This window comes from Streptomyces callyspongiae (assembly GCF_047200695.1).
Lineage (GTDB): Bacteria > Actinomycetota > Actinomycetes > Streptomycetales > Streptomycetaceae > Streptomyces.
Genome location: NZ_JBJZOM010000017.1, coordinates 96,074 through 108,829, shown reverse-complemented (window position 1 = coordinate 108,829; position 12,756 = coordinate 96,074). Strand labels below are relative to the sequence as shown.

14 protein-coding genes are annotated in these 12,756 nt (G+C 70.8%); 5 read left to right on the top strand and 9 right to left on the bottom strand.

The features are described from left to right. The 3 genes from ACL06G_RS17420 to ACL06G_RS17410 form a co-directional block, all read right to left on the bottom strand. The coding region (locus ACL06G_RS17420; protein WP_412836281.1) for an MFS transporter at positions 1-1,283 on the bottom strand (1,283 nt) is incomplete at its 3' end. 64 nt (positions 1,284-1,347) lie between these two features. Beyond that, positions 1,348-1,797 carry a MarR family winged helix-turn-helix transcriptional regulator gene (locus ACL06G_RS17415; RefSeq protein WP_412787911.1) on the bottom strand — a complete coding sequence of 150 codons (450 nt, stop codon included), beginning with the start codon at positions 1,795-1,797 and terminating at the stop codon, positions 1,348-1,350. A 93-nt stretch (positions 1,798-1,890) separates the two neighbouring features. Continuing rightward, on the bottom strand, positions 1,891-3,120 hold the full coding sequence (locus ACL06G_RS17410) for an acyl-CoA thioesterase/BAAT N-terminal domain-containing protein (protein ID WP_412787912.1): 1,230 nt from the start codon (positions 3,118-3,120) through the stop codon (positions 1,891-1,893). A 168-nt stretch (positions 3,121-3,288) separates the two neighbouring features. On the opposite strand from ACL06G_RS17410, the gene ACL06G_RS17405 reads away from it, so the two are divergent. Continuing rightward, entirely contained in the window at positions 3,289-4,014 is a 726-nt protein-coding gene (locus ACL06G_RS17405) for a hypothetical protein (RefSeq protein ID WP_412836285.1), read from the top strand. 46 nt (positions 4,015-4,060) lie between these two features. On the opposite strand, the gene ACL06G_RS17400 is transcribed toward ACL06G_RS17405, so the two are convergent. From ACL06G_RS17400 to ACL06G_RS17375, 6 genes are all read right to left on the bottom strand, one after another. Beyond that, positions 4,061-4,906, bottom strand: a complete 846-nt coding sequence (locus ACL06G_RS17400) for a GNAT family N-acetyltransferase (RefSeq protein WP_412836280.1) — start codon at positions 4,904-4,906, stop codon at positions 4,061-4,063. Between the two features lie 215 nt (positions 4,907-5,121). Next, the gene (locus ACL06G_RS17395) at positions 5,122-5,883 is read right to left on the bottom strand and encodes a succinate dehydrogenase iron-sulfur subunit (RefSeq protein WP_412787915.1); all 762 of its coding nucleotides are present in this window, start codon (positions 5,881-5,883) and stop codon (positions 5,122-5,124) included. Beyond that, positions 5,883-7,637 carry a succinate dehydrogenase flavoprotein subunit gene (gene sdhA / locus ACL06G_RS17390; RefSeq protein ID WP_412787916.1) on the bottom strand — a complete coding sequence of 585 codons (1,755 nt, stop codon included), beginning with the start codon at positions 7,635-7,637 and terminating at the stop codon, positions 5,883-5,885. The genes ACL06G_RS17395 and sdhA overlap by 1 nt, the downstream gene beginning before the upstream one ends. 34 nt (positions 7,638-7,671) lie before the next feature. Next, on the bottom strand, positions 7,672-8,145 hold the full coding sequence (locus tag ACL06G_RS17385) for a succinate dehydrogenase hydrophobic membrane anchor subunit (RefSeq protein ID WP_412787917.1): 474 nt from the start codon (positions 8,143-8,145) through the stop codon (positions 7,672-7,674). Between the two features lie 6 nt (positions 8,146-8,151). Next, positions 8,152-8,532 (bottom strand): succinate dehydrogenase, cytochrome b556 subunit, encoded by a 381-nt coding sequence (gene sdhC / locus ACL06G_RS17380; protein WP_412787918.1) that lies wholly within the window; start codon positions 8,530-8,532, stop codon positions 8,152-8,154. A 174-nt stretch (positions 8,533-8,706) separates the two neighbouring features. Next, the gene (locus tag ACL06G_RS17375; protein WP_412787919.1) at positions 8,707-9,264 is read right to left on the bottom strand and encodes a 2-oxo-4-hydroxy-4-carboxy-5-ureidoimidazoline decarboxylase; all 558 of its coding nucleotides are present in this window, start codon (positions 9,262-9,264) and stop codon (positions 8,707-8,709) included. A 200-nt stretch (positions 9,265-9,464) separates the two neighbouring features. Between ACL06G_RS17375 and ACL06G_RS17370 the strand changes: the two genes are divergently transcribed. The 4 genes from ACL06G_RS17370 (at position 9,465) to ACL06G_RS17355 (ending at position 12,735) form a co-directional block, all read left to right on the top strand. Continuing rightward, complete coding sequence (locus ACL06G_RS17370; protein ID WP_412836279.1) at positions 9,465-11,069, top strand: beta-N-acetylhexosaminidase; 1,605 nt, start codon at positions 9,465-9,467, stop codon at positions 11,067-11,069. 938 nt (positions 11,070-12,007) lie between these two features. After that, positions 12,008-12,169 (top strand): hypothetical protein, encoded by a 162-nt coding sequence (locus ACL06G_RS17365; protein WP_412787921.1) that lies wholly within the window; start codon positions 12,008-12,010, stop codon positions 12,167-12,169. Between the two features lie 49 nt (positions 12,170-12,218). Then, positions 12,219-12,383, top strand: a complete 165-nt coding sequence (locus tag ACL06G_RS17360) for a hypothetical protein (protein ID WP_412787922.1) — start codon at positions 12,219-12,221, stop codon at positions 12,381-12,383. Between the two features lie 187 nt (positions 12,384-12,570). Further along, entirely contained in the window at positions 12,571-12,735 is a 165-nt protein-coding gene (locus tag ACL06G_RS17355; protein ID WP_412787923.1) for a hypothetical protein, read from the top strand. Positions 12,736-12,756 lie beyond the last annotated feature (21 nt).

Here is a 12,756-nt window from a genome sequence, read left to right as displayed (position 1 = left end):
GCGGCCGCGCGGGCGCCCACGGCCACGACGACCGGCGGTGCGTCCGATCCGGTCGGAGTACCGACCGGAGTGAGCGCGGGGGTGACGGGCTCGCTCGTGGCCGGGCTCTGCTCGGCCTGCCGCAGCCTGCCGTGGCCGCAGGCCAGTACCGGGATCGCGAGGGCGAAGGTGGCGGCGCCGAGGTAGAAGGGCACGCCCAGGTCGGTGGACTCGGCGAGTTTGCCCGCCGCGTACGGGGCGAGTCCGCCGCCGATGAAGCGGAGGAAGCCGTACGAGGAGGCCGCCACGGGGCGTTCCACCGGGGACACCAGCATGACGGCCTGTGTGGTGAGGGTGTTGTTGATGCCGATGAACGCCCCGCTGACGATCACCGCGATGACGACCACGGCCGGGGTGTCCACACCTGCGGCGACCGACGCCATCACGATGCTCAGACCGGCCAGGTTGACGTAGAGGACGGGCGCGGTGCCGAACCGCATCTGGAGCCGCGGTGCGACGAGGACGCTGAACGCGGCCACCAGCAGGCCCCAGGCGGTGAACACCAGCCCGAGCTGGTGGGCGTTCAGTTCCATCGGGTAGGGCGCGTAGCCGAGCATCGTGAAGAAGCCCCAGTTGTAGAGCAGCGCCATGAGGCCCATGATCGTCAACCCGCGGTGGCGCAGCGCCTTGAGCGGTGCCAGCGGCGAGGTGGGGCGCTCGGGTTTGGGGAGAGCGGGGACGAAGGCGAGGGTGGCCACGAGGGCGATGCCCATGAGCACGGCGACGCCGAAGAACGGTCCGCGCCAGCTGATGGCTCCGAGTGTCCCGCCGAGCAGCGGGCCGACGGCGATGCCCAGCCCGAGGGCGGTCTCGTAGAGGATGATGGCGCCGCCGAAGCCGCCGCTCGCGGAGGCGACGATGACGGCCAGCGAGGTGGCGATGAACAGGGCGTTGCCCAGTCCCCAGCCTGCACGGAACCCGACGATGCCGTTGATGGAATCGGTCGAGCCGGCGAGGGCGGCGAACGCGACGATGAGTGCCAGGCCGACGACCAGCGTGCGCTTGGCGCCGATGCGGCTGGACACCCAGCCGACGATCAGCATCGCGACGGCGGTCACGATCAGGTAGCTGCTGAACAGCAGGGAGACCTGGCTCGGCGTGGCGTGCAGGCTCTCGGCGAGGGCGGGCAGGATCGGGTCCACGAGCCCGATCCCCATGAACGAGATGACGCAGGCGAAGGCGACGGCCCAGACAGCCTTCGGCTGTCGGAAGGGGCTGGCGGACTTCTCGTGCGGTGCGCGCATGGACGGTTCTCTTTCGTGGCGGTGGAGGCGGGGGACAGCCGGATCGGTTCGGTGGCGTCCGGGATCAGGTCTGCCGCTGCCGGCGCTGCATCGCGCGGGCCAGGGCGGGCAGTGCGCGGCGTACCGCCTGCTGTTCCGGCTCGTCCAGGCCCTCGACGACCGCCTCCAGGGCTTCGGCGCGTTCGGCGCGCCGCTGCCGGAAGACCTCCAGGCCGGTTGCGGTGGCCTCGACCCGTACGCCGCGGCCGTCGTGGCGGTCCGCGGTCCGCCGGACCAGATCCGCGCGTTCCATCCGGGCGATGAGCTGGGTCATGCCGGGCTGGGAGATGCCCTCGGCGCGGGCGAGTTCCGTCAGGCGTTGCGGGCCCTCGCGGCCCAGGCGGGCCAGCGCGAACGAGGCGGCGGTGCTCAGGCCGCCCGCGGTCGCGCTGCGTCTGACGTAGCGGACCACCTGCTCGACAGCGATGACCAGCTCGTCCGGGTCCTCGTCGGCGATGGCGCCCTCGTGATGCATAACCGCATTATGGACTTACCTGTACCATGAATCAAACCCGGTGCCGGGCGTGCTGCGCGCCCGGCACCCGGTGGTTCCGCACCTGCGGATGGTTCAGCTCCGGACGAGTTCCATGGCCTTCGGCCAGGCGTCCGCCTTGGCGGCGGCGTCGGCGGCGCGGGTTCCGCCGTACCGGTAGCCGGGTGTGGGTTCGGGCAGGTACGGGGGCCCGCCGACGAAGTGGCCGGCGTTCTCGTAGACCAGCAGGCGGCCGGCCTTCGCGATGCCGCGGGACAGCCACTCGGCGTCCCAGAGGTAGTCGGAACCACCGGCCACACCCAGGACGGAGCCGCGCACCCTGTCCAGCGGGATGTCCGGCGGCAGCGACTGTCCGTGTCGGGTCCAGGCCGGCTCCCGGGTGTCGGCGAGTGCGGGCCCGATCAGGTTGGAGGAGGCGAAGGCCACCACGTCCTCGACCAGTTCGGGGTGGTGCTGGCCGAGAAGTTGTGCGGCTTCGCTGCCGCGGGAGCCGCCCATGACGACCAGTTTTCTCGGCAGTGCGCCGTCCTGCCGCAGCAGGTGGCGTGCGGCTCGTGCGAAGTACTCCAGCTCGATTCCGGCGAGGTGCTCCGGGCGTCCGGTGCAACCGAAGTAGCACAGGGACAGCGCCGGATGGCCGTGCGAGGCGAGAAGCGCGGCTTTCCCTCTCCCCGAGTCGCCGCCCTCCGAGCCGCCCACCACGAGCACCGGTGCTGCGTCCGGGGAGCCCTTCGGGGGCAGGTACAGGGAGCCGTTGAGGCCGTCCTGCTCCACCGACAGGTGACGGTGCCGCACGTTCTCGGCCATGCGCACGCGGGTCACGGTGCGGCGGCCCCGCACCTTCCCGTCCTCACCCGCCACGGTGAGGCGGACCCGGTAGGTGCGCTGTTCCTGCGGTGGCGGAAGCAGAAACCCTCCGACGCTCTTCTTCCGTGCCTTCAGCGACCAGAAGAGACCCATCCCGTCGGCCTTGGCGTAGGAGCCGTCGAGCGGCTTGTCGCGAGTCAGGTCGACGACGCCGTCCTCGTCCGCGCGGAAGGTCGCCCTGCTGCGCCACGTCGCTCTCGGGCTCCGGGCGCCGGCGGAGACGGTGATCTTCTCCTCCGGACCCAGTCCGGTGATGCGGGTCTCGATCGCCCGGTCCACGAGTGCGCTGGGCTCGTCCACCTCGATCACCGCTCGGCCGGAGTGCGCTTCACGACCGTCCCGCTCGTTGCAACCGGACACCAGCACGGCCAGCACGGCCACGCACGCGATCGCTGCCGTCCGCTGTCCTCGGCGCTTGTCCCGTCTCCTGTCCCCCATGTGCGCAGCGTGCCGGAGGGATCGCGGAGAGGCATGGTGCGGATTCGGCAGTCATCTCCGGCCGTTCCCTGCCTGCATCGTGCCGTTACGGGGTCATTTCTCTCGCAACGAAAGGTGAAATCGGCTCGACCGACCGGTCCCGAGCCGTCATGATCCGCATCCGTGACGATGTCGAAGCAGTCCTTGATCCGCGCCGCCGCTCGCAACAATGCGGCGTGGTGCGCAGCGATGAGCCGCTCGCACGGCGTGTCCGGCGCCTTCGGTGAGCAGGCCTGGGCTGCCCCGGCCCGCACTCCTCCGTACTACCCGGACGCGGTGACGCTGGTGCCGGACGCCGATCCGGCCGCGCTGACAGCGCGGATCGATGCCGCTCCCGGTGCCTCCGTCAAGGACAGCTTCGCCGATCTCGACCTGGCGGAGGCGGGCTTCCGTGTGCTGTTCGACGCGCAGTGGATCCACCGCCCGCCGGCTGCCGCCACTGCCGCGTCCGGCCTCGCCGGGGACGTGGTCGTCTGTCCTGAGGCGCTCTCCGCCTGGGCGCTCGCCCGGGAGGGCGGTGACGGCGGGGGTGACGGCGGCGTGGACCTCTTCCGGCCCGAACTGCTCGACGACCCGGGCACCTTCGTCCTCGCCGGACGGTCTGCCGACGGCCGGGTGGTCGCCGGGGCGGTGGCGAGCCGCAGCGACGGCGTGCTCGGCGTCTCCAACGTCTTCGCGGCACCGCACGGCGGCCCCGGCACCGCTTGGCCGGTCGTCCTGGAAACGGTGAACCGGTTGTTCCCCGCCCTGCCGGTGGTCGGCTACGAACACGGCGACGCGCTGGTGGACGCCGTGCGTCACGGATTCGCCCCGATCGGCCCGCTGCGGGTCTGGATCCGCGCCGGGCAGGGCTGACCCGTACGACCGGGCCGGTCCGTCCACGGTGGGTGCCCCCGCGCGGTCAGCCCAGTTCCAGGGTGGTGTTCGCGAACACGCCGTCGATGTCGATGTCCGGCACCGGCCCCGCGTACATGCGGGCGCAGGCGAAGGTGGGCGTGAAGTCGAGTTCCTCCACCAGGCGCACCGCCGCGGCGTTGACGTCCGGTACGTCCAGGGCGACGTGCCGGCCCGTGGCGAGGCCGTTCAGCAGGGACAGGGCGACATCCGGGGAGGCGGCGTAGAGCGGCCCCACCCGGGTGCCGTGCTCGGCGGGGCGCGCCACGGCGAAGCCGTCCGGCCGCCCGTCGCGCACCGCCGCCAGGCACCGGTGTCCCGGCAGTCCCGTCCACAGCGAGAGGAACGCGTCGCGCGGCGCGGGGAAGAAGCGCCGGTCGAGGTCGGCGGTGAGGCCGAACGGCAGCAGGCGGCCGTCGACGAGCTCGACGCCCGCCGCCGGGCCGCCGCCGGACACCGTCCCCTCGTACCGCACGTGCGTCCAGGCACGGCGGAAGCCGGACCGGGCGTAGCTGTCCTGCTGGGGGAGCACGCCGTCGAGCGCCAGGGTGCGGCCCGCGAGGTGGGCCAGCGCGGTCCTCCGCAGGCGTGTGCCGTACCCGAGACCGCGTGCCGAAGGCCGTGTGAGGTAGAAGCCGAGGAAGCCGTGGTGTTCTCCGTAGCGCACGGCGGACACGGCGGCGACCGGTTCGCCGTCCAGGCGGCCCAGAAAGAAGCCGCGCGGGTCGGCAGCGTGGAACGCCGTCATGTCGCGGAGTCCCTGGTTCCAGCCCTCGGCGTTCGCCCAGTCCCGGAAGAGCGGCATCTCGCCCGGACTCGCCGTGGTGATCTCGAATTCCGCCGGATCGCGCATCCGCTCTCCAGGACCGTGGACCGACCTGTTCCGGGCGTCTCCCCCCGCTGCCGGGAGGCTCCCGCTCTCCCACGGTCTCACGCTGCCGGGCAACCGGCTCGGGAAGCGACGGCGGCCCTGCGCAGCAACGCGCCGCCGGGCCCCGATCGTGGGACCCGGCGGCGCGTGCGGTGGTCCGGTGCCGCACGGCCGGTGCCGTGCGGGATGGTGCGGGATCAGAAGCGGCGCGTGATGAGCGCCTTCTTGACCTCCTGGATCGCCTTGGTGACCTCGATGCCGCGCGGGCAGGCGTCCGTGCAGTTGAACGTGGTGCGGCAACGCCACACGCCGTCCTTGTCGTTGAGGATCTCCAGGCGCTGCTCGCCGGCCTCGTCACGGCTGTCGAAGATGAAGCGGTGCGCGTTGACGATCGCCGCCGGGCCGAAGTACTGCCCGTCGTTCCAGAACACCGGGCACGAGGAGGTGCACGCGGCGCACAGGATGCACTTGGTGGTGTCGTCGAACCGCTCGCGGTCCTCGGCCGACTGCAGCCGCTCCCGGGTGGGCTCGTTCCCGCTCGTCACCAGGAACGGCATGACGTCCCGGTAGGCCTGGAAGAACGGCTCCATGTCGACCACCATGTCCTTGAGGACGGTGAGGCCCTTTATCGCCTCGACGGTGATCGGCTTGGACGGGTTGAGGTCCTTGATGAGGGTCTTGCACGCCAGCCGGTTGCGGCCGTTGATGCGCATCGCGTCGGAGCCGCAGATGCCGTGCGCGCAGGAGCGCCGGAAGGTGAGGGTCCCGTCCAGCTCCCACTTGATCTTGTGCAGGGCGTCGAGGACCCGCTCCTTCGGGTCGATCTCGACGGCGAAGTCCTCCCACACGGCCTCGGCCGAGATCTCCGGGTTGAACCGGCGGATGCGGAAGGTCGCCGTGATCAGGTGCGAGGCGGGGGCCTTGGCCTCCTCCGCCTTCTCCATGACGGGAGTGCTCATCAGTACTTACGCTCCATCGGCTGGTAGCGGGTCTGGACGACCGGCTTGTAGTCCAGCCGGATCGACTCGGTGCCGTCGTCGCCCACCTCGCGGTACGCCATGGTGTGGCGCATGAAGTTGACGTCGTCGCGGTTCGGGTAGTCCTCGCGGTAGTGGCCGCCGCGCGACTCCTTGCGCGCCAGCGCGGAGACGGCCATCACCTCGGCCAGGTCCAGCAGGTTGCCCAGCTCGACGGCCTCCAGCAGGTCGGTGTTGAACCGCTTGCCCTTGTCCTGGACGCTCACGTTCCGGTAGCGCTCGCGGAGTTCGCCGATCTTCTCGACAGCCTCCTTGAGGGTCTGCTCGGTGCGGAACACCATGACGTTCCTGTCCATGGTGTCCTGGAGCGCCTTGCGGATCTCGGTGACCCGCTCGGTGCCGGTCGAGCTCCGCAGACGCTCGACCTGCTCGACGACCTGCGTCTCGGGGTTCTCCGGCAGCTCGACGAACTCGGCGGTGGAGGCGTACTCGGCCGCCGCGATGCCGGCGCGCCGACCGAAGACGTTGATGTCCAGCAGGGAGTTCGTGCCCAGGCGGTTCGCGCCGTGCACGGACACGCAGGCGACCTCGCCCGCCGCGTAGAGGCCCGGCACCGTGGTGTCGTTGTCCGCGAGCACCTGGCCGCGGACGTCCGTCGGGATGCCGCCCATGGCGTAGTGCGCGGTCGGCTGGATCGGGATCGGGTCGGTGTACGGCTCGATGCCGAGGTACGTCCGCGCGAACTCGGTGATGTCCGGGAGCTTGGCGTCCAGCTGCTCCGGCGGCAGGTGCGTGAGGTCCAGGAACACGTGGTCCTGGTCGGCTCCGCAGCCGCGTCCCTCGCGGATCTCGGTGTAGATCGCGCGGGAGACCACGTCGCGCGAGGCGAGGTCCTTCATGACGGGCGCGTACTTCTCCATGAAGCGCTCGCCGTCCTTGTTGCGGAGGATGCCGCCCTCGCCGCGGGCGCCCTCGGTGAGGAGGATGCCCATCTTCCAGATGCCGGTCGGGTGGAACTGGAAGAACTCCATGTCCTCCAGCGGCAGCCCGCGCCGGTACGCGGCGGCCTGGCCGTCGCCCGTCAGCGTGTGGGCGTTGGAGGAGACCTTGAAGAACTTGCCGTTGCCGCCCGAGGCGAACACGACCGCCTTGGCCCGGAAGACGTGGATCTCGCCGGTGGCCAGGTCGTAGGCCACCACGCCGGCGGTCTTCCGCACCCCGTCGACCTCGGTGAGCAGCAGGTCCAGGACGTAGAACTCGTTGAAGAAGTCCACGCCCTCCTTGACGCAGTTCTGGTACAGCGTCTGGAGGATCATGTGGCCGGTGCGGTCCGCGGCGTAGCAGGACCGGCGCACCGGTGCCTCGCCGTGGTTGCGGCTGTGGCCGCCGAAGCGGCGCTGGTCGATGGTGCCGTTCGGGGTGCGGTTGAACGGCAGGCCCATCTTCTCGAGGTCGAGGACCGAGTCGATGGCCTCCTTCGCCAGGATCTCGGCGGCGTCCTGGTCGACCAGGTAGTCGCCGCCCTTGATCGTGTCGAAGGTGTGCCACTCCCAGTTGTCCTCCTCGACGTTCGCGAGGGCGGCGGCCATGCCGCCCTGGGCGGCGCCGGTGTGGGAGCGGGTCGGGTACAGCTTGGTGAGCACGGCGGTGCGGCTGCGCTTCGTCGACTCGATGGCGGCGCGCATGCCCGCGCCGCCGGCGCCGACGATGATGGTGTCGTACTTGTGGATCTTCATGGCGATACCTGTTACCTCAGCCTCAGCCCGGTCTTCAGCGGATGTTCGGGTCGAAGGTGAAGATCACCAGCGTGCCCAGCAGGACGGTGAAGACCGTCGCGGTGTACAGCAGCATCTTCAGCCAGAACCGGGTGTTCTCCCGCTCGGCGTAGTCGTTGATCACCGTGCGCAGGCCGTTGCCGCCGTGCAGCATCGCCAGCCAGAGCATGATCAGGTCCCAGGCCTGCCAGAACGGGGAGGCCCAGCGGCCCGCCACGAAGGCGAAGCTGATCCGGGACACGCCGCCGTCGACCATCAGCTGGACGATCAGGTGCCCGATCACCAGGACGGTGAGGAGGATGCCGGACACCCGCATGAAGATCCAGCCGTACAGCTCGAAGTTCGTGCGGGTCGTCCGCGGTGTGCGGGAGGTGCGGGTGCGGGGCGCCTCGATCACGGGCGCGGGATTGTCCGGGCCGTAGGGCTCGGAGGCGCCGGCGCCGCCGGTCGTCTCGACGTCAGTGGCCATGCTCGATCAGCCTCCGAACAGCTCGCGCAGGGTGTGCTCCAGCACCGGATAGAAGGCGCCGGCCATCATCACGGCCCAGACGCCCATCACGGTCCACAGCAGCTGCTTCTGGTATTTCGCGCCCTTGGACCAGAAGTCCACGGCGACGACCCGCAGGCCGTTCAGAGCGTGGAAGAGGACGGCGGCGACGAGGCCGTACTCCATCACGTTGACGAGCGGGTTCTTGTACAGCGCGATGGTGTCGTCGTACGCCTCGGGCGAGACGCGGACGAGCGCGGTGTCGAGCACGTGCACGAACAGGAAGAAGAAGATGAGGACGCCGGTGACTCGGTGAGCCACCCAGGACCACATTCCTTCCCGGCCGCGGTACAGCGTTCCAGCCGGCACGGAAAACAACCCTCCGGGAGCGCGATCGGGGCCAGCCGGTTCAGTGTCGGTCGGGCCCGGCCGGGTACGGTCCACCGGCCATCCGCCATCGTAGCGACGCATGGGTTGTACACAGGTACGGGGGCCGCCAGGTGTGCTCGAACCGACACTCGGCCGAGATCCGCGGCGGCACGCTCAGGTGCGTGCGACGTCGCTCCGGGACGCCGGGACGAGCCGGGCGAGACGCTCCCGGGCGAGGCGTCTCAGCTCCTCGGCGGCCAGGGCGCGCTCCTCGTCGGGGTCGTGCGCGAGGCGGGCCCGGATGGCGGCGAGGGCCTGGTCGGTGCGCTCCTCGGGGCCGTACTCGGCCAGGCAGACCACGAAGCCGTGGCCGAAGCGCTCCGCGTACGCCGCGTGCCCGGCCCGCAGCGCCGTGTGGGCGGCGAGCGCCCCCGGCCCGTCGGTCGGCGGGAGGTACGGGGCCTCCGTCGCCAGCGCCTCCGCGATGTCGGCGGCCGACAGGTCGTAGCTCGCCTCGTCGGCGGCGGCGAGCAGCACCTCCGCGTCGGGGTAGGGGCGGTGCCGGGCGAGGCGCTGTGCCCACCGGCGGCTGCCGCAGCAGTCGAGCAGGAGGCGCTCCGCGGCCGGGGCGCCAAGGGTGTTGAAGCGGTGCAGCGGTGACGGGGGTGGCGACGGGACGGCCCGGCTCCGGAGGGTGAGGTCGGTTTCACGGCGTGGGAAGGGGAGGCGCATGGACTCCTCGATGGACCTCGGTCGGGGCCCCTCGGTGGGCGTGTGCGGGCATACGAGGGACGTGTGAGGGGAAGGGACTTCCTCACGCTAACGGCGGGTCGGTGTCGCGATCCGACGCGTGCACGAATTTCACTCGTACGAGAGACGTCGCCCGCGCATAGCTGACGGTGGCCGACGGGAAGGGTGAATACCGTAGGCGTATGGGACGTACCTGGCCGAAATTCCTGCTGATCGGGGCTGCGGTGCTGGGCGCGTGCGCCGCGGTCGCCCTCGTGATCCTCGCTGCGACCGGGGGTGACGACTCCGGCGGGGAGCCGACCGGCCGGCCTTCGGCGCGCCCCTCGTCCCGTGCTCCCACGACCGCGCCCCCGGACCGCCTGGGGCCCGCTCCGGCGACCGTTCCCGCCGTGCGGGAGTGGAGTCCGGTGAGCGGCCCCGGCTGGAAGCCCGCCGAGGGCAGCCGCGTCGTCGCCCCCGAGGGCAGCCCGCTCACCGACGAGGCCGAGCTCCTCGCGCGCGAAATGGAACTCGACCACGCCACCGGCAGGGCCGGACCGTCCGACGTCCGGCTGAGCCTGGACCGCGACGCCGACATCCCGCGCGAGGGGTACGTCCTGCGCAGCCGCGACGGCCTGGTCACCATCACCGGCTCCACGGACACCGGTGTCTTCTACGGCACCCGCACCCTGCTCCAGACGATCCGCGGCCAGGGCCGCATGGCGGAGGGCACGATCCACGACCGGCCCGACCGGCCGCAGCGCGGCTTCATGCTGGACATCGCGCGCAAGAACTTCACCGCCTCCTGGATCGAGGACCGCATCCGGGAGATGGGCGATCTGAAGCTCAACCAGCTCCACCTGCACCTCTCCGACGACCAGGCCTTCCGCATCGAGAGCGACACCCACCCCGAGATCGTCTCCGACCCGCACCTGAGCAAGAAGCAGGTGCGGCGGATCGTGCGGCTGGCGGAGTCCCGGCACATCACGGTCATCCCCGAGATCGACTCCCCGGGGCACCTCGGTGCGGTGCTCCGCGCGCACCCGGGGCTCCAGCTGCGCACCGTCTCCGGCGAACCCGTCCAGGGCGCCGTCGACATCTCCGACCCGAGGGCGGGCACGCTCCTCGACGACCTCATCGGCGAGTACGCGGAGCTGTTCCCGGGGAAGTACTGGCATCTCGGCGGTGACGAGTACCTCGCGCTGACGGCGGAGGACCCGTCGGCCTCCTACCCGCAGCTCGCCGCTGCCGCGCGGGAGCGCTTCGGGGCCGATGCCGACGTGGAGGACCTGGCCACGGCCTGGCTCAACGCCCGGGCGAAGACGGCCCGCGCGCACGGCAAGATGCCGCAGGTGTGGAACGACGGCCTGCACGAGGGCGGTGCGGTCGCGCCGACGAAGCCCCGGCAGGTGACCTACTGGACGGGCAAGGAGATCGGTGCCCGGGAGCCCACCGCCTACCTGCGCGAGGGCTGGCCGACTGTCAACATGAACGACGAATACCTGTACTACGTCCTCGGAGAGCCCAACGAGTTCACCTACCCCACGGGGCAGCGCATCTACGAGGAGTGGACTCCTGCGGTGCTGCGGGGGACCGAGCCCGTGCCCTCCTCCCTCGCCGGCCCGGACCGGGTGCTCGGCGGCCGTTTCGCGGTCTGGTGCGACCTCGCCGATGCCCAGACCCAGGCCCAGGTCGCGGACGGTATCCGTCTCCCGCTGGCGGCGGTGGCGCAGAAGCTCTGGGACCCGCGCGAACCCGACCTGAGCTGGCAGCGGTTCGCGGCCCTCGCCGGCCGCGTGGCGGGCTGAGTCTCCGCAGCCTCCGTTCCGTCCCGGCCTCCCGGCAGTGCCGCGGCCGGGACGGAACGGTGTTCTGCCGGTCGCGGCCGGGCGCCGCTTCGGGCGTGCGCTGTCGCAAGCGCACCGTTTCCCGTCGATGTTCGGCCGGAATTCCGCGACCGAGCGGACCGTTCTTTCCCGAGTTCACAACGGTGCGGTGAGCAGCCGTTTCCGTGGGTCGAATGCGCTCGATGCGTGCGGGAATCCGGTGGCGCTCCGGCCGTGCCTCCAACGTGCAAGTGCGGCAGTGTGCTGCATGAGTTCTTCGCGGGTGTGAGCCCGGAGAGAGCTCATGCAATGAGGGTTCCTGCCGGCACTGTTTCCGGTCGTCCTGCCCGTGGTGACCGGCTGCGGGTTCTCCGGGGGGAGCGCCCTGGTGCCGATGGCCCCGTCCTGTGCGGCCGACGCGGAAACATGCAGGTCGGCCGAGCGTTCCTCCATCCAAAAGGTGATCTTCAACCGGAAGTGCTGCCATATCGGGCACATGGGCCTTGTGGGGCGATGCCGTGCTACTGCGGTCGCTGCCCGTCCCGTCGTATGTGGGAAGCGATAGGTTCTACGGCAGGTGTTGCGTCGCATTTCCTGGCAGTTTTTGACAGCATCCACGGGCTATTCGCAGGGCATTCGGGGTGACACTCCCCGTGAATACGTGAATTCTTGACCATGGTCGCCTCGTAAACATGACGAATGACGTTTGTCATGCGATTGGCAAGTGAGCTCCGGAACTCTGGACTGGCCTGTGCCGCGGCAGTAGCGTCCCGGTCGTCTCGAGACAGAACGAGCCCATATCGCGGCACGTCATCGACCAACGATGCCGCATGGACCTCGGGGGAATGTGATTGGGTCACGGCCGAGACCTGCGCATCCTTCCCATGTGGCACGTTCCCAGTGAGAAGGAGAGACCGCTCATGCTGGAAGAGCACGTCAACGCGACGCTGGACCGCCCCATCGAGGAGCAGCCGGCCGAGTACCTGGGGGAGCAGCAGCCCGTCATGACCGCGGTGGCCGCGTTCGCCGCCGGTGCGGCCGTGGTGGCCGGCGCCTACGCCGCCGGCAAGGCGGTCGGCTGACGCCGTTCCGCTTCTGCCACCCGGACACTCTGACGTGGAAGGAGACGCGATGAGAGACCTCGAGTCCTTCGCGAACCAGGAGCTGGCCGACGCCTCGGCGGAGGGCAGCATCCACCAGGCCGACGGTCCGGTGCTGACTCTGGCCGCCTTCGCGGCCGGTGCGGCCGCGGCCGGAGCGGTCGTCGCCGCCTACGAGGCCGGCGCCGACGGCTGAGTGCCTCACCATCCCCGCGAACAGGCGCATCCGATCTGTTCGTGAGCGCGGCTGCCGGGCCGGCCCGGTGCTGGAGCCCGGCCCGGCAGACGCCCGGGAAAGCACGCCAACGCGACGCTGAGTGTCCCGTTCTCGGACGGTACCTCAGCGAGCCGGGCGACCGAATCCCACTGCAGAAGGAGACAGGATGAACACCATCGAGTCCTTCGCGAACCAGGAGCTGGCCGACGCCTCGGCGGAGGGCAGCATCCACCAGGCCGACGGTCCGGTGCTGACCCTCGCGGCCTTCGCGGCCGGCGCGGGCGCCGCCGCGGCCGTCGTCACCGCCTACGAGGCGGGCGCCGACGGCTGAGTGCCGAGCACGACCCCGAAC